Genomic DNA, 23,934 nt, shown 5'->3' on the forward strand with positions numbered 1-23,934 from the left:
GCTGAAAATTAACAATTATTCACGTTTCATAGTCGCCACGGCTCTTTCAGCCGTGGTGGCTATGCCGAATCATTGCTAAAGGTGTACTTCTACGGCCAGGGGCAGGTGGTCGGAGAGGTGACTCCAGGGTTTGTTACCCAGGATCTGCGGGGCGTGACTGTTGGCATTGCGCAGGTAGATACGGTCCAGGCGCAGCAACGGAAGGCGGGCGGGGTACGTGCGGGCAAGCAGGCCATGATGACGTTCGAACGCCTCGTGCAACCCGCGGTGCAACCCCAGCGTGCGGTTGCCCCGTAGCTTCCAGTCATTGAAGTCACCGGCAATGATCACCGGTGCATCGACCGGCAGCGAGTCGAGCAGTCGGCGCAGCAGCTGCAGCTGCTTTTGCCGGTGGCTTTCCAGCAGCGACAGGTGTACGCACACGGCGTGCACCTGGTGCTGCCCGGGTACATCCAGTACGCAATGCAACAAGCCACGGCGCTCGGGGCCGGTGATCGAGACGTCGAGGTTGCGGTGTTCGATGATCGGGTACTTGGACAGCAGGGCGTTGCCGTGGTGGCCGTCCGGGTAGACGGCATTGCGCCCATAGGCGAAATCGCTCCACATGCTGTCGGCGAGGAATTCGTACTGCGACGTTTGCGGCCAGCCGGCGTAGCGGGCGGCATGACGGTCGTGGCTGCCGAGCACTTCCTGCAGGAACACGATATCGGCCTGGGTGCTGCGCACCGCCTCGCGCAGTTCCGGCAAGATGAAGCGACGGTTGAAGGCGGTAAAGCCCTTGTGAGTGTTGACGGTCAGCACCCGCAAGCGCTGCACCGGAGGTGCCTGGCGGGTATCTGCAAGGAGGGTGGGGTGCGGTTCGAGATTCACGATTGCTCCTTGTCGGCAAGCCTACTGCATGGGACTGGCCCCGGTCGGGTTCAGTTCCCGGCCTTCATGAGTCGTCCTCGCGTTGCAACTCCAGCAGCACCAGTGACCGTCCTGCTACCTCCAGCGCCGAGTCGAACTCATGCTGTTCGCCCTTGCGCAGTTGTGGCCGGTCGGTGTCGAGCAGGCAGTTCCAGTTTTCGCCCTCGGGCACCTGGGGCAAGGTAAAGGTGACGGCATCGTGGTAGGCATTGACGATCAACAGCAAGGTCGCATCGGCCCCCGGTCGCGGGATGCCACTGACCTGGGCACGACCATCCATCAGCATGCCGAGCGTCCTTCCTTGACTGTCCTGCCATTGTTCAACATTCATCTCGCTGCCATCCGGGGCCAGCCAGGTGACATCCTTGACCCCAATCGCCTCATTGTAGTCGCCGACCAGAAAGCGCGAGCGGCGCAGCACCGGGTAAGCCAGGCGCAGTTTGGTCAGGCGCTTGACGAACTTGAGCAGTGCCGCGCCTTCATCGTCCAGGTCCCAGTTGACCCAACCGATTTCGCTGTCCTGGCAGTAGGCATTGTTGTTGCCGTGCTGGGTGCGGCTGAATTCATCACCGGCGACGATCATCGGTGTGCCCTGGGCCAATAGCAGGGTGGCGAAGAAGTTGCGCATCTGGCGCAGGCGCAAGGCGTTGATCTCGGGGTCGTCGGTCGGCCCCTCGGCGCCGTGGTTCCAGGACAGGTTGTTGTTGCTGCCATCCTGGTTGTTCTCGTCGTTGTCCTCGTTGTGCTTGTCGTTGTACGAAACCAGGTCGCGCAGGGTGAAACCGTCATGGGCGGTGATGAAGTTGATCGAGGCATACGGCCGTCGCCCGCGGCGGTTGAACAGCTCGCCAGAGGCGGTCATGCGTGCGGCAAAGTCGGCCAGCTGGCCTTCGTCGCCTTTCCAGAAGGCCCGTACTGTGTCGCGAAAACGGTCATTCCATTCGGCCCAGCCGGGAGCGAAGTTGCCCACCTGGTAGCCGCCGGGGCCGCAGTCCCAGGGTTCGGCGATCAGCTTGACCTGGCTGAGCAGGGGGTCCTGGCGGCAGGCCACGAGGAAGCTGTGGCGTTCATCGAAACCTTCGTGATAGCGCCCAAGGATGGTGGCCAGGTCGAAACGAAAGCCGTCCACGTGCATCTCGCCGGCCCAGTAGCGCAGCGAATCGGTGACCAGTTGCAGCACGCAGGGGTGGCTCAGGTCCAGGGTGTTGCCGGTGCCTGAGTCGTTGATGTAGAAGCGCTTGTCGTCTGGCATCAGGCGGTAGTAAGAGGCGTTGTCGATACCGCGCATCGACAGGGTCGGGCCCAACTCGTTGCCCTCGGCGGTGTGGTTGTAGACCACATCCAGAATCACCTCCAGGCCGGCGTCGTGCAGGTGCGCGACCATTTCCTTGAACTCGGCGATCTTGCCGTTGGCCAGGTAGCGCGGGTGTGGGGCGAAAAACGCGATGCTGTTGTAGCCCCAGTAGTTGTTCAGGCCCTTTTGCAGCAAGTGCTGGTCATTGACGTAGGCATGGATCGGCAGCAGCTCGATGGAAGACACCCCCAACTGCTTGATATGACCGAGCAACTCGTCGCACATCAGCCCGGCAAAGGTACCGCGGTTGCCGGCTGGCACTGCCGGGTGACGCATGCTGATGCCGCGCACGTGGGCTTCATAGAGGATGGTGCGTTCCCAGGGAATGCCCACGCGTTGGTCGCGGCCCCAGGTGTAGGCGGGGTCGATGACCTTGCACTTGGGCACGAAGGGCGCACTGTCGCGCTCATCGAAACTCAGGTCGCCGTCGGGGTGGCCGATGGTGTAGCCGAACAGGGCTTCGGACCACTTCAGGCTGCCTATCAATTGCTTGGCATACGGGTCGATCAGCAGCTTGTTGGGGTTGAAACGGTGGCCGTTCTGCGGCTCGTAGGGGCCGTGGACCCGGTAGCCGTAGATCTGCCCCGGGTGGGCGTCGGGCAGGTAGCCGTGGAATATTTCGTCGGTGTATTCGGGCAGCTCGATGCGTTCGAGCTCAACTTCACCACTTGAGTCGAACAGGCACAGTTCGACCTTGGTGGCATGAGCGGAGAACAGGGCGAAATTGACCCCCAGACCGTCCCAGGTGGCGCCCAGCGGAAAGGGCAGGCCTTCGCGGATACGCGAGGGTTCGGCGACGGGGGCGTCGGTGGGTCTGGGCTTGGTCATGGGACTCCTTGTTGGTATTGGGACATCGCGGGCAAGTCGAAACGTCGCACCGCGATGGCTATCAAGCAACAGGCGGTTTCTTGGTCGTACTGCGCGGCTTTTTAGCTGCCGCCGGCTTGGCGGGCGTCACCTGCAGCGGCGCCCCCGGCTTGGCCTTGACCTTGCGCGGGGTGGCCTTGGGAGCCAGGGCTTCGGCTTCGGCCAGCTTGCGCGCCATCTCCCAGTGGCGCGATTCCTGGCCTTCGGGTTTACCTTCGGACTCCCAGATCTGGTAGGCGAATTCGCGGATTCGTTTTTCTTCGACACTCATCTCGACGCTCCTGATGGCTTAGGCATGATCAATCAATACGTTGACCGGGAACTCCCTGAGTACAGCGCTGAGCAACAGCTCCTTTGAGGTTGTGACTGCGCTGCTGGCAAAAAGTCCCGTGTAGTTAGCAGGTGACAAGGCAGATGGCAACAGCAGGTGTGTGTCGTCCCAGTTCTGCGCCGGGATCAAGGGAATCGGGGTATCTGCAAGCAAGGCGCAGGCCAGCCGCGGGACGATTACGATCGCCCGCGCCGAGTCACCCACGCGAGCAAAGGCCAGGACCCGCTCGGCGTGTCTGCCGCGCACCTCCAGCGGCAGGTAACGGCCCTCGGCAAACAGCTCGGGATAGTCCAGGCGACGTTCCAGCACCTGGCTGATCAGCGCCTGCTTGACCCGGCCATTGCGCCAATCCTGGAGTAGCTGCGCCGTGCTGGTGCTTTCATCCAGGGCTTGGCGGCGTTCGGCAAAATCAACGGCGCGGCGGTTGTCCGGGTCCACCAGGCTCAAGTCCCAGAATTCATTGCCCTGATACACGTCCGGCACCCCCGGTGCGGTCATGCGCAGCAGGCACTGGCCGAGGCTGTTCAGGGCGCCGGCGCAGGCAATGGACTGTGCGGCCAGGGCAATGGAATGACGCAGTTGCTGGTTCTGCGGGTCCAGCAGCAGGGCTTCGACAAAGCCCAGGCAAGCCTGTTCATAAACGTCGTTCGGGGCGCTCCAGCTGCTGCGCAGCTTGGCTTCGCGCAACGCCTTGCGTTGCCACTGTTGCAAGCGCTGCACATAGGTGCGCAGGGCCACTGGGTCGCTTTCATCCAGGGCCAACGGCCAACTGCCCAGCAGCGTCTGGTACAGCAGCCACTCATCACCGGGGGCAGGGGCCACGCCGTCGGCCAGTTCGGTGCGCAGGGGCGCTGCCAATTCTCGCCAGTGCTCCACCCGGCTGACCAGCCACGCGCTGCGCTCACTCAGTACTGCCAGGCGCGCGCGGCTGTCTTCGCCACGTTTGTGGTCGTGCGTGGCGGTGCTCAGCAGGTTGAGCGGGAAGGTGTGCTGACGTTGCAGGCAGACCTGATGGAAGTCCTCGACCGGCGCACTGAACCGCTCGGCGTCGAAGCCCACATCATTGCGTGAAAGCAGCAGCGCTGAGCGGTAAAAGGCGGTGTCCTCCACGGCTTTGGCGGCGGTTGGCGAGGTCAATTGCTGGAAGCGAATGCAGGCATGGCGCAGGTGCTTGCGTGCGCGCCCGGCGGGCAGGCGGCGCCAGGGCTGGCCTCCCAGCCAGTTTTGCAGGGCATCGAGCACCGGCCAGTCGCCTTCGCCCAGGGTTTTTCGGGCACCCTGCAAGGCATGCTGGAAAAAGGCTTCGTCCTCGACGGGACGGCCAGCGGCGTTGAGGTAGGTGCGGTATACCGGGTAGTGCTCGACCAGTGCCTGCAGAGCCCTGCGTATTGCGCCCAGGGTCAGGTCGCGACTCATCAGATCGTCACGGGCCACCTGCAGTAACGCCTGGGCCACCGACTCGAAGTCGCCGGCCAGGCTGCCATTGAGCACCTGCTGGCGGGCCAGGCGTACTTCCTCGGCGAAGCCCGGGCGTTCACTGAGGGCGCTCCAGGCTTCACCCAATATGGCTTCCCCGGTCGGGTCATGCTGCAGCAGGCTGACCTGGTTCATGAACTCGTAGCCGGTGGTGCCATCCACGCCCCAGTCGCTGTGCAACTGTTCATTGGCGGCGAGAATTTTTTCGACATAAATGGGGAAATGGTCCAGCGCTGCACTCAAGGGGCGCTCGGCCAGCAGCCGGTCCACCCGTCGGCGCAGTTTGCGGCAATAGCCGCGCGGATCGGCCAGGCCGTCGATGTGGTCGATGCGCAGGCCGTCGACCAGGCCGCGGCGGATCAGCTCGAAGAGCATGTGGTGGGTGGCCTCGAACACCTCGCTGCGTTCGACCCGCAAACCGCCCAATTCGTTGATGTCGAAAAAGCGCCGCCAGTTGATGTCGTCGGCCGCGGTGCGCCAGCTGGCCAGGCGGTACGCCTGGCTTTCCAGCAAACCGTGCAGGCGCTCGAAACCCTCGGTGCTGCGGCCGTCGAAGGCCGGCAGCAGATGATCGATGGGGTACTCGATGGCCAGCGCCGCCAGCTCCTGCTGCAAACCTGGCGCCTTGTCGGCGGCCTGCATTGCGCTGTGCAGGGCGACAAAGCGCATGCCCAGGGCCTGAACCTCGGTGCTGTCGCTCAGGCAAAGAATTTGCCCGTAGTCGGTCGGGCTGATGGGAAAGCGGTGCTCATGGTGCTGTACATGAAAGCTGCCCCCGGCTGAATCGAAACGCAGCTTCAGGTCACCTGCCTGCAACACCGCGCCATAGTCGCTGCCCAGAAAGGGCAACAGCAACTGGCCTTCCAGCAAGGGATCGCTGGAGTGCCATTGGATATCGAAGAACGTCGCGTAACGGCTGCGTCGGCCCCAGGTCAGCAGGTCTTGCCACCAGGGGTTGTCGCTGCCCACGGCCATGTGATTGGAGACGATATCCAGGATCAGTCCCATGCCATGCTGGCGCAGCGCAGCCACCAGGCGAATCAGTGCCGCTTCACCGCCAAGCTCGGGGTTGATCCGGGTCGGGTCGACCACATCGTAGCCGTGCATCGAGCCCGGCCTGGCACTGAGCAGCGGGGAGGCATACAGGTGGCTGATGCCAAGGCGGGAAAAGTAGGGCACCAGCGGCACTGCATCGTCGAGGCTGAAGCCGGCATGGAACTGCAGGCGCAGGGTGGCGCTCAAGGGTTTCATCGGTCGCGCTCCCAGGCCTGCTCGCGGGCCTGGGCGAGCAGTTCCAGGCGTCGTGCGGCATCATCGTCGTCGAGCAGCGCATTGGCCGGCAGGGCAAAGCGACGGCGCCAGTTGGGGTGGCTATCGACTGTGCCGGGCAGGTTGGGTTGCTCGTCGATGCCCAGCAGATCCTCCAGCGGCAGCAACACCAACGGAGCATGGGTGTGCCCGAGAAAGCGAACGCAGGCGTCGATCAGCCCATCGGTGTCGGCCAGGGCACCGTAATTGTGCTCCAGGGTACGCTGCAGCCCCAGCCGCTCCTGTTGACGGGTTTCGCGCCAGTGCCGTTCGGTGATGGCATCGATCAGGCCCAGACGCTGGTTCCAGTCGATGTCGCGGGCCTGCAGCCAGCCGGCCAGTGGCGGCAGGTCGTGGGTGCTGGGGGTGGCCAGGGCATTGTCCGGCCAGTCGAGAATGGGTTTGAAGTGGCCGGGTGGGTCCTGCTCGAATTGCAGCACGCGCATACCGAGAATGGCGCGCTGCCCGAGTTTTTCCCGAAGCCCGGCGGGAACGGTGCCCAGGTCTTCACCCAGGACAACGGCGCGGTGACGCACCGACTCCAGGCACAGCAGGCGCAGTAGATCGTCCAGCGGATAATTGAGGTAGGCGCCGTCACGGGCATGGGCGCCCAGTGGCACCAGCCAGAGACGCTGCAGGCCCATGATGTGGTCGATGCGCAGGCCCCCGGCATGGGCGAAGTTGGCCCGCAGCATCTCGATAAAGGCGCGATAGCCATTGCGTCGCAGGCCTTCGGGGGAAAAGGCACAGATGGCCCAGTTCTGTCCCGAGCGGTTGAGGATGTCGGGTGGCGCACCGACATTGAGCCCGGCCAGCAGCTCGTCCTGGCGGCTCCAGGCCTGGCTGCCGGCACCGTCGGCGCCCACGGCCAGGTCGGCGATCAGGCCGATGGCCATGCCGTTGCTGCGGGCAGCATCCTGAGCGCGCTGCAGGCTGCGTTCGACCAGCCATTGGCAAAAGGCGTGAAACTGGATCTGTTCGCGGTGCTCACGGGCAAAGGCTGCAACTTCGGGGCTCTGGGGGTCATGCCAGGCGTTCGGCCATTGCCGCCAGTCGGGGTTCAGGCCCCGGGTGCAAGCCTCCGCCAGCAGCGCTTCAAACCGGCAATGTTGTTCCAGGGCATCGCCGGCCTGGGCACAGTAGCTGTCGAAATCGGCCCGCAAGGGATGATCGCCGTCGATGAAATCATCAAACAGCACCTGCAGCAGCTGGTAGCGCGCCGCCCCCGCCATGGGCCAGTCGATCAGCGGCAGTGCTTCGAGCTTCTCAAGGGCCGGTTCAAGCCCCAGGGTATCGATGGCCACGCGCACCACATGCTCACCCAATATGACGGAAGGGTTGGCGTACAGGCTGTTGAGGAACAGGCGACTGGACGGCGAGTACGGGCTGTAGCGCCCAGTGTCGCTGGCGAACATCGCGTGCAGCGGGCTGATGGCCAGGGCATCGGCACCCCGTTCGGCGGCGCTGCGGGCCAGTTGCTCCAGTGCCTGGCAATCGCCGTAGCCGCCATCACCGGAGCGGCGCAGGCTGTAGAGCTGGGCGCTGATACCCCAGCAGCGCGGCGTTGGCGTGTGCAATGCATCGCTGAAACTGAAGCAACGGGTAGGGGCAACGGCGAGGGTAAAGTGACGCTCATCGATGCTCACCTGGTGATAGCCGACTGGCAGTCCCGGCGCCAGGGCGGCGTTCGGGTCGAGCTGCAGGTGTTGTTCGCTGCCGTCTTCAAGCTGCACGCGAACGGGGCTGGCGGCGGCAAAGTAGGCAGACAGGTCCAGCGCCTGCTGCTCATCGACGGTGAACAGCGGCGGCAGGTGCCGGGCGTCGTGGGCGGTCCTCAGGGCGGCCAGGCTCGCGGCAATGGCTACGGGGTCGTCGGCCGGATGGCCAAGCCCAGCCAGTACCTGGCGCAAGGCATCATCGCTGACCCGTTGTGCTCGCCCATTGGCGTCGATCCAGTCCACAGAAAGCCCGGCAAGGGCTGCCAGTTCCTGCAGGTGTGCGTCAGTCATGGACAGGCTCCGGCGATGGGCTGGGCAGCAGGCTGACCAGGGTGGCAAAAGGGGGGAGTTGGTCGCTGGGCAACGGCTCGCTCGTGCAGGCATACACGTGAGTCGAGACCTGGGGCAGCATGCAGGGCACCGGTGCTGCGCTCAGGTTCAGGTCAATGCGCAGGGTGCGACCATCGGCCAGGCGCCAGCGCGCACTCAGTGCCTTGTCGCCGATCACCTCGGCGCCTTCGGCGTGGCAGCCGGACAAGTGGGGGACGATGTGCTGGTGACGCAGGTGCAACAGCTGGCGGTAAAACGCCTGCCAGGGTTGCTGAGGGGTATCTGGCACCAGGGGGCGCGAAGCGCTGTAGGTGGCCAGGGCATTGGGGTCGGGAATGGCGGCCCGCTGCAACGGGTCGGCGTAGGCGGTGAAGCCGGCGAACTCGGCCCGTCGCCCTTCGCGCACGGCGTCGGCCAGTTCATCGTGGTGGTCGGTAAAAAACAGGAACGGTGTCTCGCTGCCCCATTCCTCACCCATGAACAGCAGCGGGATCATTGGCGACAGCAACAACAGGGTGGTGGCGGCGCGCAGGGCCTGGGGCGGACACAGCCGCCTCAAGCGTTCACCAAGGGCACGGTTGCCGACCTGGTCGTGGTTCTGCAGGAACAGCACAAAGGCGCAGGGCGGCAGGTGCGCGCTGGGCTCGCCGCGCGGGCGACCGGTGCGGTCCGCTTCGCCCTGGAACACGAACCCCTGGCTCAGGCAGCGGGCAAGTTTCTGGATGGTCGCCTGGCGGTAGTCGGCGTAGTAGGCTTCGTGCTCGCCGGTGAGCAACACATGCAGGGCGTTGTGACCGTCATCATTCCATTGGCCGTCGTACGCCTGTTCAAGCAGGTGCGCCTGGTTGTGCTCGTTCTCCAGCACCAGCCAGACCTGCCGCTCGGGTGCCAGCGACTGGCGCACCCGCTGGCTCAGCTCGCGCAAGTATTCGGGGTGCCCGATGGCATGCACGGCGTCCAGGCGCAGGCCGTCGACGCGATAGACGTGCAGCCACATCAGGGCGTTCTCGATGAAAAAGTCGCACACTTGCGGGCTGCGAAAATCGATGGCCGCCCCCCAGGGGGTGTGCTTATCCTGGCGAAAGAAGCCGGATGCGTAGCGGTTCAAGTAATTGCCGTCGGGGCCGAAGTGGTTGTAGATCACATCCACCAGCACCATCAAACCGTGGCCGTGGGCCTGGTCGATCAGATGGCAGAGTTGCTCGGGCGTGCCGTAGCTGTGCTGTGGGGCAAAGGGCAGCACGCCGTCATAGCCCCAGTTTCGCTCCCCGGGAAACTGGCCCAGGGGCATCAATTCGATAGCGGTCACGCCCAGGTCGGCAAGGCGCGGCAGTTGCTGGATCAGTTGGGCGTAGCCGCCCATGAGGCCCACGTGGACTTCGTAGATCACCGCCTCCGGCCAGGGGCGGCCGTTCCAGTGGCTGTGCTGCCAGGGGTAGTTGGCAAGGTCGACCAGTTGGCTGGGGCCGTGTACGCCTTCAGGCTGAAAGCGCGAGGCCGGATCGGCCACCTGCAGGTCGCCGTCGATGCAGTAGCGGTAGCGCCTGCCAGCGATGGCTGGCAGACGTGCGCTGAACCAACCGTCGGCACCGCGCTCAAGGGCGTGGCGCACATCCGGCTCCAGGCACACCTCTACGCTGTGGGCATCTGGTGCCCATAGCGCAAAGCGTGCGGTTTCACTATCAAGCATCACGGCCCCGTGGGTCGCGATTGGCTCTGACCTCAAGGGCATACCTGCCACCTCGTCCTTAACGCGCCATCACCCGCGCCCGCTCCACCAGTTCCTCATACAGCCGCGCATAGGGCTCCACGGCCTGGCACCAGTTGAAGGGCTGGGTCATGGCCAGGCAGCGCATGGCGTTGAGCAGGTCTTTCTTGCCATAGACATAGAAGGCCCGGCTCAGGGCCTGGCGGTAGCTTTCAACGGTGGATTCGTCGAACAGGAAGCCGGTGACGCCGTTGTCGATGGTGTCGGCCAGGCCGCCGGTATTGCGCGCCACCGGCAGCGAGCCGAAACGCTGGGCGTACATCTGGCTCAGGCCGCAGGGCTCGTAGCGCGACGGCATCAGGAGGAAATCACTGCCGGCAAACATGCGCCGGGCATCGGTTTCGTTGAAGCCGATGCGCACGCCGATCTGGCCGGGGTAGCGCAGCGCCAGTTCGCGCATGGCGTGTTCTTCTTCCGGCTCGCCGCGGCCGATGATCGCGATCTGGCCACCCCGGCTGACGATGTAGTCGGCCACTCCCAGGGTGAGGTCCAGGCCCTTCTGGTAGACCAGCCGCGAGACCACCGCGAACAGCGGGCCGCTGGAGGGCTCGAGTTCGAACAGTTCACGGACCTGGCGGCTGTTGACCGCCTTGCCCTCCCAGTCGTTGAGGCTGAACGGGCGGGCCAGGTGCGGGTCGCTGGCCGAGTCCCAGCTTTCGTCGATGCCGTTGGGAATGCCACTGAGCAGGCCTTGCTGGGCCTTGCTGCCAAGAAAGCCGTCCAGGCCGCAGCCAAAGTCCGGGGTGGTGATTTCCCGGGCGTAGGTGGCGCTGACCGTGGTGATGTGGCTGGAGTAGGCCAGGCCCGCCTTGAGGAACGACAGCTTGCCGTAGAACTCCATGCCCTCCTGTTGCAGGGCGTGGTCGGGGATGGCCAGCTCCGGGCAGCAGGCCCGGCTGACCACGCCCTGGTAGGCCAGGTTGTGGATGGTGAACAGGGTGGGGGTTTGCAGACCGCGCCAGTGCATATAGGCCGGCGCCAGGCCTGCGGGCCAGTCATGGGCATGCACCAGATCCGGCTTCCAGTGCACCATGCCTTCGCCTGCGGCGATCTCGGCGGCGGCCAGGCCCAGACGGGCAAAACGGATGTGGTTGTCAGGCCAGTCTCGACCATTGTTGGCACCATAGGGCGTGCCTTCGCGCTGGTACAGTTCCGGGCAGATCAAGACATAGATCACCAGGCCATCGGACAGGTCCATGCGACCGATCTTGCAGGGCGGCAACGCCGCGTGCCCACCCAACTCTCCCACCAGATGGATCGGGTACTCGCTTTCCAGCACCTGCGGGTAGCCGGGGATCAGTACGCGCACGTCGTGCAGGTGGCGCATGGCCCGGGGCAGGGCGGCGGAAACATCGCCCAGGCCACCGGTCTTGACCAGGTCGGCAATTTCAGAGGTGACGAACAATACCTTGCGTTTTTGCGTGTGCCGGGAGTCGGCGTCGGGTGCCTTGGCTGTCGTATTGAAATGCGTGGCCAGCGGCTCACGGTTGTCCGGGGTGAAATGCTCTACGTTAGGCTCGACAGCGGCACTGATCATACTTCTCTCCGTCCCTATGTTGCGGGTGTGGTCACCCGTTGTTGTGTGTCTGCTAAAGGCGTCTCTCTATGTGTGGAGTTGCATTGCGATCCATGCCCCGACGTCATGCGCGCAAGCGCTACGCAAGTCGGCGATCCGTGCCGGCGGCGTGGTGACAGATTGGGGTGGGTGGGCCGCGCCTGGTTGACCAGAAACGATGGCCTACTAAATTGCTGACCTGTTGCGATTTCAGAAAGTTCGACTTTTTTCAGCCTGGTTTTCCGAACAATCTCGTGGCCGCTACTGAGTGTAGGAGAGATACGTGGGGGAATGTGACCCGCTGGTCACTTTACTTTCGGTCTGTGTCATACCGTACAATCGCCCGACTTTCCCCAGCCTTGCCGGGGCAACACTTATTACAGGGACAAGGATGACCATGGACGCCGCCGAACAGATTCTGGTTTTACAGGCCAGCTACAGCAACCCGATGCACGCGGAAGCCATCGGCCTGGTGCTGGACCAGTATGCCCGGGACCCCATGGGCGGCGGCCAGGCGCTTGACCCGCACCTGCTGGCGCAGCTGCCGGAGGAGCTGGCCCGGCGGCCGCATGCCTTCAGCGTGCTGGCCTTTGTCGATGGCCAGCCGGCGGGGCTGGTGAACTGCTTTGAAGGGTTCTCGACCTTTGCCTGCCGGCCGCTGGTGAACATTCATGACGTGTCGGTGGTGCCGGCTCATCGCGGCAAAGGGTTGAGCCAGCGCATGTTGACCAAGGTCGAAGAAATCGCCCGCCAGCGCGGCTGCTGCAAGCTGACCCTGGAGGTGCTCGAAGGCAATCCCGCAGCCCAGGGCAGCTACCGCACCTTCGGTTTTGAACATGCCCGCTTCGACCCGGCCTATGGCGCCATGCAGTTCTGGACCAAGGTGTTGTAGGGTTGGGGCAACAGTGAACGGGCAGGTGGGGGAGAGCCTGCCCGTGAGTATCAGGCGAGAGAATTTTTACTGTCGGACTTGGCTTGTTCCAACTGTCGACTCAGCGTGGCGACTTGCTGTTGCAACAGCTCGCGTTCTTCCCGCAGGCGCCGCAACTCTTCCCGGGTAATGGTGACGTAGAGCGTCTGGGGCGGCATTTTCGCCAGAAGGGTTCCCATTGCACACCTCGCAAATGGCTGGTTGTTGAGTACAAGCGTAGTTGCTCGGTCGGTCGGGGATTCTGAATTCTTTTTAAGTGCATGGGAACTTTTTTGTTTCTTGCTGTCTTGCCGTTCGTCGCTGAACCAAGTCTGCCGGTGCTGGACTAACCTTGAAGGCCTGAACCGGCAGTTTTCATTCAAGGGGAGCATCGGCACATGCAACTGGGAATCGTGGGGCTGGGCCGCATGGGCGGCAATATCGCAAGACGTTTGATGCGCGGCGGCCACCAGACGGTGGTGCATGACCGCGACCGCAAGGCCGTCGAGTCCCTGGCAGCCGAGGGTGCTGTCGGCGCGCATGACCTGGGCGCGCTGGTGGGCAAGCTGCACAAGCCGCGCGCGGTGTGGGTGATGCTGCCGGCGGGTGAGCCGACCGAGCAGACCATCGCGCAACTGGCCGACCTGCTGGACGCCGACGATGTGATCATTGATGGCGGCAACACCTTCTACAAGGACGACATCCGTCGTGCCAGCGACCTGGGCAAGCGGCAGCTGCATTACATGGATGTGGGCACCTCGGGTGGCGTCTGGGGCCTGGAGCGTGGCTACTGCATGATGATCGGTGGCGAGAAGGCGGTCTTCGATCGCCTCGACCCGCTGTTTGCCACACTGGCCCCCGGTGTCGGCAACATCCCCCGCACTCGAGGCCGCCAGGGCCCGGCCGGGCGCGCCGAGCAAGGGTACATCCATGCCGGCCCGGCAGGTGCCGGGCACTATGTGAAGATGATCCACAATGGTATCGAGTACGGCCTGATGCAGGCCTACGCCGAGGGATTCGACATCCTCAAGAGCAAGGGCAGTGATGCCTTGCCGGCCGAACAGCGCTTTGACCTGGACATGGCCGAGATCGCCGAGGTGTGGCGTCGCGGCAGCGTGGTGACCTCCTGGTTGCTGGACCTCACGGCCGACGCCCTGGTGGCAGACCCGCAATTGGGCGGCTACAGCGGTTCGGTGGCCGACAGTGGCGAAGGGCGCTGGACTATTGATGCCGCCGTGGAGCAGGCGGTGCCGGTGCCGGTGCTGTCGAGTGCGCTGTTCGCCCGCTTCCGTTCACGTCAGCAGCAGGGCACCTACGCCGATCGGATGCTTTCGGCAATGCGTTTCGGTTTCGGTGGCCATGTCGAGAAAAAGCCCGAATGACTACACCACAGATCGAAGCGGCTCCGCCTTGCACCCTGTTCCTGTTTGGCGCCAACGGCGACCTGGTCAAGCGCCTGTTGATGCCGGCACTCTACAACCTCAGCCGTGATGGCTTACTGGACAAAAACCTGCGCATTGTCGGGGTGGACCATAACAGCGCCACCGACGCCGAATTCGCCGAACGCCTGGAAGCGTTCATGCGCGAGCGCGACAAGACCAGCGAAGGCGCCGAAAAGTGCCTGGACGACAAGCGTTGGAGCCGTTTGGCCAAACGCATTGGCTACCTTACCGGCGACTTTCTTGACGAGGCTACCTACCAGGCCATCGCCCAGCGGATTGAAAAGAACCCAAGCGGCAATGCGGTGTTTTACCTGGCCACTTCACCGCGCTTTTTCGGCGAAGTGGTGCAGCGTCTGGGGGCCGCTGGCCTGCTCGACGAAACCGAGGGCTTTCGCCGGGTGGTAGTGGAGAAACCGTTCGGTTCGGACCTGGCCAGCGCCGAGGCGCTCAACGCCTGCCTGCTCAAGGTGATGAGCGAGAAACAGATCTACCGCATCGATCATTACCTGGGCAAGGAGACGGTGCAGAACATTCTGGTCAGTCGATTCTCCAACGGCCTGTTCGAGGCCTTCTGGAACAACCATTACATCGACCATGTGCAGATCACCGCCGCTGAAACTGTCGGGGTGGAGACCCGGGGCGCCTTCTATGACCATACCGGTGCCCTGCGTGACATGGTGCCCAATCACCTGTTCCAACTGTTGGCCATGGTTGCCATGGAGCCGCCCGCGGCATTTGGCGCTGATGCAGTACGCAGCGAGAAGGCCAAGGTCATCGGCGCCATTCGCCCCTGGTCGAAGAACATGGCCCTGAAGAACTCGGTACGCGGGCAGTACACCGCCGGCAAGCTGGGACGCAAGAAACTGTCCGGCTACCGCGAGGAACCGCGGGTCGACCCGCAAAGCCAGACCGAAACCTACGTGGCGCTGAAGGTGATGATCGACAACTGGCGCTGGGTGGGGGTGCCGTTCTACCTGCGCACTGGCAAGCGCATGAGTGTGCGCGATACCGAGATCGCCATCTGCTTCAAGCCTGCGCCCTATGCACAGTTTCGCGACACCGAAGTCGACAAGCTCAAGCCCAACTATTTGAAGATCCAGATCCAGCCCAACGAAGGCATGTGGTTTGACCTGCAAGCCAAGCGGCCAGGCCCGGCCCTGGCGATGGAGAACGTCGAGCTTGGGTTTGCCTACAAGGATTTCTTCAAAATGCAGCCGTCCACCGGCTACGAGACCCTGATCTACGACTGCCTGACAGGCGACCAGACACTGTTCCAGCGCGCCGACAACATCGAGAACGGCTGGCGTGCGGTGCAGCCATTTCTCGATGCCTGGGCGGAGGGCGGCGAGGTGCAACCCTATGCCGCCGGTGAAGACGGCCCGGCCGCGGCTGACGAGTTGCTGGCCCGGGATCGGAGGGTCTGGCACAGCATTGGTTAACGCACGCAAGAGGAGGGCCGATGCCCGGCTTGATCGAAGACTATGCATTGATTGGAAATTGTCGCAGCGCTGCCCTGGTGGGGCGCGATGGCTCACTGGACTGGCTGTGCTTGCCCAGGTTCGATTCACCAGCGGTATTTGCCGCCTTGCTCGGGGAGGAGGAAAACGGCCGTTGGCGTCTGGCGCCCAGCGAGGCGGTGGAGCAGGTGAGCCGGGAGTACCTGGAGGACACGCTGATCCTGCAGACCACCTTCGTCACCGCCAGTGGTCGAGCCCGGGTCATCGACTGCATGCCCCTGGCCGATCACAACAGCGTGGTACGCGTGGTCGAAGGGCTCGAAGGCCACGTGCCGTTCGAGATGGACCTGGTCATGCGCTTCGACTACGGCAACAGCGTACCTTGGGTCGAAAAGAGCGAGCCCCTGGTACTGACAGCGGTAGTGGGGCCGGATCGCCTGGTACTGCGCAGTGAAGTAGCGACCCATTCCCACGACCAGCATGTGGGCAGTCGCTTCAGTGTCCAGCAGGGCCAGCAATTGGCCTTCAGCCTCACCTACCAAGCCTCCCACTTGCCATTGCCGGCCCCGTTTGCCGTCGAAAAAGCCCTGGAAGAAACGGCAGAGCAGTGGCGGATTTTCGCTGGGCGTTGTCCTGATGTCGGTCCCTGGACAGCCTTGGTAAAACGCTCGCTGATCACCCTCAAGGCCATGACCTATGCCCCCACCGGTGGCATCGTTGCGGCGGTGACCACCTCGTTGCCCGAGCACCTGGGCGGTGAGCGCAATTGGGACTACCGCTATTGCTGGCTGCGTGATGCAACCATGACTTTGCTGGCGTTCATGAACCTGGGCTACTTCGAGGAGGCTCAGGCCTGGCGCGAGTGGCTGTTGCGCTCGGTGGCGGGCAACCCGGAGCAGATGCAGATCATGTACGGCCTGGCGGGTGAGCGTCGCTTGCAGGAGTTTGAGCTGCCCTGGCTCAGCGGCTACGAAGGCTCACAGCCGGTACGCATTGGCAACGCCGCCGCCCTGCAGCACCAGTTGGACATCTATGGCGAAATGGCCGATGCCCTTTGCCAGGCGGTACGCGGGGGCCTGCCTCGGCATCCGCGCAGCGCGGCGATCTCGCGGGTGATTCTGGCGTACCTGGAAAAGGTCTGGCGCAAACCCGACGAGGGGATCTGGGAGGTCCGCGGTGGTCGCCAGCACTTCACTCACTCCAAGGTGATGGCCTGGGTGGCCTTTGACCGCGCGGCGAGCCTGAGCGACACCACCGAGGAAGGACAGGCCCGGGCGCGGCACTATCGGCAGGTCGCGGCGAAGATTCACCGTGAAGTCTGTGAGCAGGGCATTGACCCGGCATTGGGCTGCTTCGTGCAGGCCTACGGCTCGACCGAGATGGATGCCAGCCTGTTGCAGATTGCCCTGACGGGTTTCCTGCCGGCCGACGACCCGCGCTTTCTGGCCACACTTGAGCAGATCGAACGTCGGTTACTGCGCAATGGCCTGCTGCTGCGCTACAACACCGACAGCGGCTGTGATGGCTTGACGCCGGGGGAGGGGACGTTCCTGGTGTGTTCGTTCTGGCTGGCGGATGTGTACGTGCTACTGGGCCGCGACCAGGATGCCCAGAACCTGTACGAACGCCTGAGCGGGCTGTGCAACGATGTCGGCCTGCTGGCCGAGCAGTACGACCCGCTAAGCGGGCGCATGCTCGGCAACTTTCCCCAGGCCTTCAGCCATATCGGGATCATCAATACGGCGTTGAACCTGCACCGGGCGCAGTGTCCGGCGCGGGACCGGGCGCAAAGCGGGTGAAGCGATCGCGGGGCAAGCCCGCACCTACCGAGTGTCGGTGGGCGCGGGCTTGCCCCGCGATCAGGTTTACAGCCAGTACGTCACCGCCCACCAGCCCAATCCACCCATCACCACGGTGTAGGGCAGCGCCATCCACACCATGCGCCCGTACGACAGGCGAATCAGCGGGGCAATGGCCGAGGTCAACAGGAACAGGAACGCAGCCTGGCCATTGGGCGTGGCCACGCTCGGCAGGTTGGTGCCGGTGTTGATTGCCACCGCCAGGGTCTCGAAGTGCTCGCGGCTCATGTGGCCGTCGAGAAACGCCTGCTTGACCTCGGTGATGTAAATGGTGGCTACGAACACGTTGTCGCTGATCGCCGACAGCAAGCCATTGGCAATGAACAGCATGCCTGGCTGTTGTTCGGTTGGCAGTGCCAGTACCCACTGGATCAGCGGCGTGAACAGCTGCTGGTCGTGAATCACCGCCACCACGGCAAAGAACACCACCAGCAGTGCGGTAAACGGCATCGCGTCCTGGAACGCGCGCCCCAGGCGGTGCTCATCGGTGATGCCGGTGAAGGCGGTAATCAGCACGATCACCAGCAGGCCGATCAGGCCGACTTCGGCAATGTGCAGGCCCAGGCTGACGATCAGGATCAAGGCCGCCAGGCCTTGTACCAGCAGCGCCACCCGTTGTTGCGCGGTGCGCTGGGCATCGTCTTCGGCGGCATAGGCGGCCAGCACGTCGCGCACGTTGTCCGGCAGCAGGGTGCCGTAACCGAACCAGCGCAGCTTTTCCAGCAGCACACAGGTTACCAGGCCCGCCGCCAGCACTGGCATGGACACGGGGGCGACCTTGAAGAAGAAATCGCCGAAGTGCCAGCCCATCTCATGGCCGATCAACAGGTTCTGTGGCTCGCCGACCAAGGTGCAGACGCCGCCCAGGGCGGTACCCACGGCGCCATGCATCAGCAGGCTGCGCAGGAAGGCGCGAAACTGCTGCAGGTCATCGCGCTGCAGTTGGGCGATGTCGTGGTCGCTGTCCAGGTCGGACTCTTCACGCGGGTTGGTCCCCGACGCGACCCGGTGGTAGACCGAGTAGAAGCCCACAGCCGCGCTGATGATCACTGCGGTGACGGTCAGGGCATCGAGAAAGGCCGAGAGGAAGGCCGAGAGGAAACAGAACAGCAGGGCCAGCATCGCCTTGGAACGCACGCCCAGGAGGATGCGCGAGAACACGAACAGCAGCAGGTCCTTCATGAAGTAGATCCCGGCGACCATGAACATCAACAGCAGGATCACCGGGAAGTTGTGCTGCAGTTCGTCATACAGCGCCTGGGGTGTGGTCATCCCCAGCAACAACGCTTCGACCATCAACAGGCCGCCAGGCATCAGCGGGTAGCATTTGAGGGCCATCCCCAGGGTGAAGATGAACTGGATCACCAGCACCCAGCCAGTGACTACCGGACCGAGGGTAAACAGCAGTATCGGATTGAGCAGCAGGAACAGGCAAAGGGTCGCCTTGTACCAGCGGGGCGACTGCCCGAGGAAGTTGTGGGCCAGGGCGCCGGCCAGGGAGCGGGACATGAAAATGTATCCTAATAATTCAACAGGTGCGAAAGGTGCCGGATACAGGCCGTAAGATCAAGGTAAAAGTCCCGGTTTTGGCACAAGCGCGGTCTAGCCCGGCCTTGAGGCCTTGATATAGTCCTGCGATTGTCCTTCCCCCTCAAGGAGCGCGCTGTGACCGACTACCAGGCATTCAAGGTCGAACTGAACAACCATATCGCCCACGTGCAGATCAATCGCCCGGAAAAGTACAACGCGATGAACGCGCCGTTCTGGAGCGAAATCGTCGACATCTTTAAGTGGATCGACGAGACCGATGCGGTGCGCGCGGTGGTGATCAGCGGTGCGGGCAAACACTTCTCCGCCGGTATCGACCTGATGATGCTGGCCTCGCTGGCCAACGAGCTGGGCAAGGACGTAGGGCGCAACGCCCGGACCCTGCGCCGGATCATTGTACGCATGCAGGCCTCGTTCACAGCTGTGGACAGCTGCCGCAAACCGGTCCTGGCGGCCATTCACGGCTACTGCATCGGTGGCGCCATCGACCTGGTCTCGGCGTGCGACATGCGCTACTGCAGCCGCGACGCGCAGTTCTCGATCAAGGAAATCGACATGGGCATGGCCGCCGACGTTGGCACCCTGCAGCGCCTGCCACGGATCATCGGCGACGGCATCATGCGCGAGCTGGCCTATACCGGGCGCAATGTCGAGGCCGACGAGGCCCAGCGTATCGGCCTGGTGAATCGGGTCTACGATGACCATGACGTCTTGCTCGACGGAGTCTTTGCCATTGCTGCCGAAATTGCGGGAAAATCCCCGATTGCCGTGGCCGGCACCAAAGAAATGATCAGCTATATGCGCGATCACCGTATCGACGATGGCCTGGACTACATTGCCACCTGGAACGCCGCCATGTTGCAATCCACCGATCTGCGGGTGGCCGTGGCTGCCCACATGAGCAAACAGAAACCCGAGTTCGCCGACTGACACCAGCGGCGGGCCGCGCAAGGAACCGGAACATGGCAGTGCGTTGGACCACCGCGGTACTGGACACAAACCTCGCTGGCGGCTGGGCGGTAGCCCGGTGCCGCGAGGGCTTCCTGGTTGACGACAACGGCGCGCTGTTCCCGCGCGACTGGCTCAAGCGCCAGGGGCTGGACGTGTTGTTCGAGCACGGCATCGGCCATTTCGATGGCCAGCCGGTGTTCCTGCTTGAACTGCGCAATCCGCAGGCTGTAGCCGGTTGCCGCTGGCGCGGCTTGCGCCAGTTCATGCTCGAAGGCGACTTCGATACCTACAAGATTCTTGGTTACGCCGCGCAGATCGGCACCTGGGCCCGTGAACACCGGTTTTGTGGCAGCTGTGGCCAGCCCATGCAGCAGATCCACTGGGAGCGGGCGATGTTCTGCGAGCCCTGTGACCTGCGCAGTTACCCGCGCATCTCGCCGAGCATGATCGTGCTGATCACCCGTGGCGACGAAATCCTCCTGGCCCGTTCTCCACGCTTCGTCACCGGCGTCTACAGCACCCTGGCCGGCTTTGCCGAGCCAGGCGAATCAGCCGAGGATTGCCTGGTGCGCGAGGTGCGCGAGGAAGTGGCGATCGAGGTGCAGAACATCCAGTACGTCGGCAGCCAGTGCTGGCCGTTCCCGCACTCGATGATGCTGGGTTTTCATGCCGAATACGCGGGCGGGGAGATCGTCATGCAGCCGGACGAGATCGAGGACGCCCAGTGGTTCCGGGTCGATGCGCTCCCGCCGTTGCCGGCAGGGCGCTCGATTGCCCGGTACCTGATCGACCTGTACGTGGCCCGTCGCTTAGGCCTGGCCGAACCAGTGCTGCCACGCTAGGCGCACGGTCAGGGCCAGCACCACGGTGATGAACACCGGGCGGATGAACTTGCTGCCGCCGCTGATGGCGGTACGCGCGCCGAAGAAGGCGCCAACCATCAGCGCCGAGCCCATCGACAACCCTACCAGCCAGTCGACCTGACCGGAAAAGATGAACACCGACAGTGCCGCGGCATTGCTGACGAAGTTCATGCTGCGCGCCACACCGCTGGCCTTGACCAGGTCGATGGGGTAGAGCAGCAGCGTGCTGACGGTCCAGAAAGCGCCGGTGCCGGGACCTGCCACGCCATCGTAGAAACCCAGGGTCAGGCCCTGGGGGAGTTGCCACTTCTTCTTGACCGGCACGTCGGCGTCCAGCGGCGCCTTGGGCGTGCCACCGAACAGCAGGTAGACGCCACACAGGAAGACGATCACCGGCAGCATCTTGTTCAGCCATTCGGCCGGCAGGTAATGGGCGACTACCGCGCCGATCAGGGCGCCGACAAAGGTGCCGCCCAAGGCATGGCGCCACTGTGCGGGGTGGAACAACTTGCGGCGGTAATAGGTGAAACCGGCGGTAGCCGAACCAAAGGTCGAGCTGAGCTTGTTGGTGCCCAACACCAGGTGCGGTGGCATCCCGGCGGTCAGCAAGGCAGGGGTGGTCAGCAGGCCACCGCCTCCGGCGATGGCATCGATGAATCCGGCAACAAAGGCGACAGCGGCGAGAATGGCGAGGGTGGTGAGGTCTACGCTGAGTTCGAAGGGCATGGCATGAGCTTAATCGGCTGGGCGCAGAAGGAGCTGCGCCTGACGGCCGATATGGTAATGGAGATCGAGGCCGCCTGTCAGGGCCTCTTCGCGGGGCAAGCCCGCTCCCACAGTGAGAGCAACTGTCTTGCCCTGCGGGAGCGGGCTTGCCCCGCAAGGCTTTTATCAGGACAGGAAACCACCATCCACATTCAACGCCACGCCCGTGGTGTAGCTCGATGCATCGCTGGCCAGGTACAGCACGGCACCGGCCATTTCCTTGGGATCGGCCACGCGCTTGAGGGGGATCTGCTGCAGCGCGGTGTTGAGGATCGCGTCGTTCTTGACCAGCGCCGAGGCGAACTTGGTGTCGGTCAGGCCTGGCAGCAGGGCGTTGCAACGAATGCCGAACTGCGCACATTCCTTGGCAAACACCTTGGTCATGTTGATCACCGCGGCCTTGGTTACCGAGTAGATGCCCTGGAAGATCCCCGGCGACACACCATTGATCGAGGCCACGTTAATGATGCTGCCGCCACCATTTTCGCGCATCAGTTTGCCGGCTTCGACCGACATGAAGAAGTAGCCGCGGATGTTCACATCGACGGTCTTCTGGAAGGCGCCCAGGTCGGTGTCCAGCACGTTGCAGAACTGTGGGTTGGTCGCCGCGTTGTTGACCAGGATGTCCAGGCGACCGAACTGTTCACGGATGCCGGCGAAGACCTGGCTGATCTGCTCCATTTCACCGATATGGCAGGCAATGGCCGTGGCCTTGCCGCCGGCGGCGATGATCGCGTCGGCCACTTGCTGGCAGCCGTCGAGCTTGCGACTGGAGACGATTACATGGGCGCCTTGCTGGGCCAGCAGGTGGGCGATGGCTTCGCCAATACCGCGGCTGGCACCGGAAACGAAGGCGATCTTGCCGTCTAGGTCGAACAGTTGGGTCTTGGACATGGTGTTTTCCTTGTTGTAGTCGTCAGAGGCTGGACGTTGCGATGACCTGCAGACTCATGTGCTCCAGCAGCTTGTTCATGTGGATGAACTGGGCGAAGCGCTTGTCCTGGGTCTGGCCATGGTAGAAGCGGTAGTAGATCTGCTGGACGATCCCGGCCAGGCGGAACAGGCCATAGGTGTAGTAGAAGTCGTAGTTGTCGATCTGGATGCCGGCGCGCAGGGCATAGTAGTCGACGAACTGCTGTCGGGTGAGCATGCCCGGGGCGTTGCTCGGCTGGCGGCGCATCAGCTGCATCGGCGCTGGGTCGCTGGCTTCGATCCAGTAGGCCAGGGTGTTGCCCAGGTCCATCAGCGGGTCGCCAAGGGTGGTCATCTCCCAGTCGAGCACGCCAATGATGCGCATGGGGTTGTCGGCATCGAGGATGACGTTGTCGAAGCGGTAATCGTTGTGAACAATGGCAGGCTTGGGGTGGTCAGCCGGCATTTTTTCGCGCAGCCAGGCAATCACCGTTTCCCAGCGCGGCGCGTCCGGGGTCAGGGCCTTTTCGTAGCGGCTGCTCCAGCCTTCGATCTGGCGCTGCACATAGCCTTCGGGCTTGCCCAGGTCGCCCAGGCCGCAGGCGTTGTAGTCCACCTGGTGCAGCTCGACCAGGCGGTCGATGAAGCTCTTGCACAGTGCCTCGGTGCGCTCGGCGTCGAGCCCCAGTTCGGGCGGCAGGTCCGAGCGCAGGATGATGCCCTTGACCCGGTCCATCACGTAGAACTCGCCACCGATCAGCGACTCGTCGGTGCAGTGGACGTAGGCCTTGGGGCAGTAGGGGAAGCCGCTGTTTAGCTGGTTGAGGATGCGGAACTCGCGACCCATGTCATGGGCCGACTTGGCCTTGTGGCCGAACGGCGGGCGCCGCAGGACGAACTCGCGCGTGGGGTACTGCACCAGGTAGGTCAGGTTCGAGGCGCCGCCGGGAAACTGGCTGATGGTCGGCGTTCCGCTAAGGCCGTCGATGTGCGCCTTCAGGTAAGGGGCGATGACGGCGGCGTCGAGCTCTTCGCCGGGGCGGACCTGGGTGGACTGATCAGTGAGCGTCATGCTTTTACCTTATGATCGAAGCCAGAGATTATTGGCTAATCTAATTCTCGCGTCGGGCCCGAACAAGCCTTGCAGGGTCTTATAGGCCAGCGTGTTGCAGGTCGATCAACGCTCCTGATGCCTGGCCTGAAACCACCAGACGAAAAAAAACCGAAGCCGCAAGGACTTCGGTTTTGTTCGGCATCAGCGCAGGGCTCAGGCCGGGAACAGCTCGCTGAGCTTCATCGACAGCATCATGTCGCCTTCAACGCGCAGCTTGCCGCCCATGAAGGCCTGCATGCCGTCGGTGTCGCCGCTGACGATACCCTTGAGGGTTTCGCTGTCCAGCACCAGGGTGCAGTTGGCGTCGGCGTTTTCGCCTTCCTGGATTTCGCAGGTGCCATCCTTGACGATCAGGGCGTAGTGCTTGTCTTCGTCGGTGATGTTGAAACCGAATACCAGGTCCAGGCCGGCAGCCGCAGCTGGGTTGAATTTGGCTTTCATCGCTTCGACGGCTTTTGCTACATCGCTCATGGTGTGTTCCTTATTAAGTGATTGGC

General features: G+C 63.4%; 19 protein-coding genes. 6 read left to right on the top strand and 13 right to left on the bottom strand.

Going from position 1 to position 23,934, the window contains the following annotated elements:
* Positions 1-75 precede the first annotated feature (75 nt).
* The 7 genes from H621_RS0102960 to glgA all read right to left on the bottom strand — a co-directional run bounded on the left by H621_RS0102960 (position 76) and on the right by glgA (position 11,598).
* Positions 76-870, bottom strand: a complete 795-nt coding sequence (locus H621_RS0102960; protein ID WP_051270396.1) for an endonuclease/exonuclease/phosphatase family protein — start codon at positions 868-870, stop codon at positions 76-78.
* A gap of 64 nt (positions 871-934) precedes the next feature.
* Positions 935-3,091, bottom strand: a complete 2,157-nt coding sequence (glgX, locus tag H621_RS0102965) for a glycogen debranching protein GlgX (protein ID WP_028941922.1) — start codon at positions 3,089-3,091, stop codon at positions 935-937.
* Between the two features lie 61 nt (positions 3,092-3,152).
* Entirely contained in the window at positions 3,153-3,401 is a 249-nt protein-coding gene (locus H621_RS0102970) for a DUF2934 domain-containing protein (RefSeq protein ID WP_028941923.1), read from the bottom strand.
* Positions 3,402-3,419: 18 nt separating this feature from the next.
* Positions 3,420-6,188: a malto-oligosyltrehalose synthase gene (locus H621_RS0102975; RefSeq protein WP_028941924.1), complete on the bottom strand. Its 2,769-nt coding sequence runs from the start codon at positions 6,186-6,188 to the stop codon at positions 3,420-3,422.
* On the bottom strand, positions 6,185-8,254 hold the full coding sequence (gene malQ, locus H621_RS0102980; RefSeq protein WP_028941925.1) for a 4-alpha-glucanotransferase: 2,070 nt from the start codon (positions 8,252-8,254) through the stop codon (positions 6,185-6,187). The genes H621_RS0102975 and malQ overlap by 4 nt, the downstream gene beginning before the upstream one ends.
* Positions 8,247-10,004 carry a malto-oligosyltrehalose trehalohydrolase gene (gene treZ, locus H621_RS0102985; protein ID WP_156905597.1) on the bottom strand — a complete coding sequence of 586 codons (1,758 nt, stop codon included), beginning with the start codon at positions 10,002-10,004 and terminating at the stop codon, positions 8,247-8,249. The genes malQ and treZ overlap by 8 nt, the downstream gene beginning before the upstream one ends.
* A gap of 37 nt (positions 10,005-10,041) precedes the next feature.
* A complete protein-coding gene (gene glgA / locus H621_RS0102990) occupies positions 10,042-11,598 on the bottom strand; it encodes a glycogen synthase GlgA (protein ID WP_028941927.1) in 1,557 nt (518 codons plus the stop codon).
* Positions 11,599-12,013: 415 nt separating this feature from the next.
* Here glgA and H621_RS0102995 point away from each other — a divergent pair, with 415 nt between their 5' ends.
* Entirely contained in the window at positions 12,014-12,508 is a 495-nt protein-coding gene (locus tag H621_RS0102995) for a GNAT family N-acetyltransferase (protein WP_028941928.1), read from the top strand.
* Positions 12,509-12,558: 50 nt separating this feature from the next.
* Here H621_RS0102995 and H621_RS28695 read toward each other — a convergent pair whose 3' ends face one another.
* Positions 12,559-12,726: a DUF6026 family protein gene (locus H621_RS28695; protein WP_167332089.1), complete on the bottom strand. Its 168-nt coding sequence runs from the start codon at positions 12,724-12,726 to the stop codon at positions 12,559-12,561.
* Between the two features lie 198 nt (positions 12,727-12,924).
* On the opposite strand from H621_RS28695, the gene gnd reads away from it, so the two are divergent.
* The 3 genes from gnd to H621_RS0103015 are packed head-to-tail and all read left to right on the top strand — an operon-like array spanning position 12,925 to position 17,224.
* Complete coding sequence (gnd, locus tag H621_RS0103005) at positions 12,925-13,908, top strand: phosphogluconate dehydrogenase (NAD(+)-dependent, decarboxylating) (protein ID WP_028941929.1); 984 nt, start codon at positions 12,925-12,927, stop codon at positions 13,906-13,908.
* A complete protein-coding gene (zwf, locus tag H621_RS0103010) occupies positions 13,905-15,407 on the top strand; it encodes a glucose-6-phosphate dehydrogenase (protein ID WP_028941930.1) in 1,503 nt (500 codons plus the stop codon). Before gnd ends, zwf begins: the two co-directional genes overlap by 4 nt.
* 20 nt (positions 15,408-15,427) lie before the next feature.
* Positions 15,428-17,224 (top strand): glycoside hydrolase family 15 protein, encoded by a 1,797-nt coding sequence (locus H621_RS0103015; RefSeq protein WP_028941931.1) that lies wholly within the window; start codon positions 15,428-15,430, stop codon positions 17,222-17,224.
* Positions 17,225-17,290: 66 nt separating this feature from the next.
* Here H621_RS0103015 and nhaB read toward each other — a convergent pair whose 3' ends face one another.
* Positions 17,291-18,793, bottom strand: coding sequence for a sodium/proton antiporter NhaB (gene nhaB / locus H621_RS0103020; protein WP_028941932.1), 1,503 nt, complete (start codon positions 18,791-18,793; stop codon positions 17,291-17,293).
* Positions 18,794-18,949: 156 nt separating this feature from the next.
* On the opposite strand from nhaB, the gene H621_RS0103025 reads away from it, so the two are divergent.
* The gene (locus H621_RS0103025; protein WP_028941933.1) at positions 18,950-19,762 is read left to right on the top strand and encodes a crotonase/enoyl-CoA hydratase family protein; all 813 of its coding nucleotides are present in this window, start codon (positions 18,950-18,952) and stop codon (positions 19,760-19,762) included.
* Positions 19,763-19,794: 32 nt separating this feature from the next.
* Positions 19,795-20,625 carry an NAD(+) diphosphatase gene (gene nudC, locus H621_RS0103030; RefSeq protein WP_028941934.1) on the top strand — a complete coding sequence of 277 codons (831 nt, stop codon included), beginning with the start codon at positions 19,795-19,797 and terminating at the stop codon, positions 20,623-20,625.
* Here nudC and H621_RS0103035 read toward each other — a convergent pair.
* The 4 genes from H621_RS0103035 to H621_RS0103050 form a co-directional block, all read right to left on the bottom strand.
* Positions 20,593-21,372 carry a TSUP family transporter gene (locus H621_RS0103035; RefSeq protein ID WP_028941935.1) on the bottom strand — a complete coding sequence of 260 codons (780 nt, stop codon included), beginning with the start codon at positions 21,370-21,372 and terminating at the stop codon, positions 20,593-20,595. The genes nudC and H621_RS0103035 overlap by 33 nt on opposite strands.
* Before the next feature lie 165 nt (positions 21,373-21,537).
* Positions 21,538-22,305 carry an SDR family oxidoreductase gene (locus tag H621_RS0103040; protein WP_028941936.1) on the bottom strand — a complete coding sequence of 256 codons (768 nt, stop codon included), beginning with the start codon at positions 22,303-22,305 and terminating at the stop codon, positions 21,538-21,540.
* Positions 22,306-22,327: 22 nt separating this feature from the next.
* The gene (locus tag H621_RS0103045) at positions 22,328-23,395 is read right to left on the bottom strand and encodes a phosphotransferase family protein (protein WP_028941937.1); all 1,068 of its coding nucleotides are present in this window, start codon (positions 23,393-23,395) and stop codon (positions 22,328-22,330) included.
* Between the two features lie 195 nt (positions 23,396-23,590).
* Positions 23,591-23,908: an SCP2 sterol-binding domain-containing protein gene (locus tag H621_RS0103050; protein WP_028941938.1), complete on the bottom strand. Its 318-nt coding sequence runs from the start codon at positions 23,906-23,908 to the stop codon at positions 23,591-23,593.
* Positions 23,909-23,934 lie beyond the last annotated feature (26 nt).

Origin of the sequence: Pseudomonas vranovensis DSM 16006, assembly GCF_000425805.1 — a bacterium.
GTDB lineage: Bacteria > Pseudomonadota > Gammaproteobacteria > Pseudomonadales > Pseudomonadaceae > Aquipseudomonas > Aquipseudomonas vranovensis.

Coding starts and splice junctions, on each gene's coding strand:
- H621_RS0102970 (WP_028941923.1), bottom strand. CDS start 3,401: ATGAGTGTCGAAGAAAAACGAATCCGCGAATTCGCCTACCAGATCTGG.
- H621_RS0102995 (WP_028941928.1), top strand. CDS start 12,014: ATGGACGCCGCCGAACAGATTCTGGTTTTACAGGCCAGCTACAGCAAC.
- nhaB (WP_028941932.1), bottom strand. CDS start 18,793: ATGTCCCGCTCCCTGGCCGGCGCCCTGGCCCACAACTTCCTCGGGCAG.
- glgX (WP_028941922.1), bottom strand. CDS start 3,091: ATGACCAAGCCCAGACCCACCGACGCCCCCGTCGCCGAACCCTCGCGT.
- H621_RS28695 (WP_167332089.1), bottom strand. CDS start 12,726: ATGGGAACCCTTCTGGCGAAAATGCCGCCCCAGACGCTCTACGTCACC.
- malQ (WP_028941925.1), bottom strand. CDS start 8,254: ATGACTGACGCACACCTGCAGGAACTGGCAGCCCTTGCCGGGCTTTCT.
- H621_RS0103040 (WP_028941936.1), bottom strand. CDS start 22,305: ATGTCCAAGACCCAACTGTTCGACCTAGACGGCAAGATCGCCTTCGTT.
- gnd (WP_028941929.1), top strand. CDS start 12,925: ATGCAACTGGGAATCGTGGGGCTGGGCCGCATGGGCGGCAATATCGCA.
- H621_RS0103045 (WP_028941937.1), bottom strand. CDS start 23,395: ATGACGCTCACTGATCAGTCCACCCAGGTCCGCCCCGGCGAAGAGCTC.
- H621_RS0103035 (WP_028941935.1), bottom strand. CDS start 21,372: ATGCCCTTCGAACTCAGCGTAGACCTCACCACCCTCGCCATTCTCGCC.
- H621_RS0103050 (WP_028941938.1), bottom strand. CDS start 23,908: ATGAGCGATGTAGCAAAAGCCGTCGAAGCGATGAAAGCCAAATTCAAC.
- nudC (WP_028941934.1), top strand. CDS start 19,795: ATGGCAGTGCGTTGGACCACCGCGGTACTGGACACAAACCTCGCTGGC.
- H621_RS0103015 (WP_028941931.1), top strand. CDS start 15,428: ATGCCCGGCTTGATCGAAGACTATGCATTGATTGGAAATTGTCGCAGC.
- zwf (WP_028941930.1), top strand. CDS start 13,905: ATGACTACACCACAGATCGAAGCGGCTCCGCCTTGCACCCTGTTCCTG.
- glgA (WP_028941927.1), bottom strand. CDS start 11,598: ATGATCAGTGCCGCTGTCGAGCCTAACGTAGAGCATTTCACCCCGGAC.
- H621_RS0102975 (WP_028941924.1), bottom strand. CDS start 6,188: ATGAAACCCTTGAGCGCCACCCTGCGCCTGCAGTTCCATGCCGGCTTC.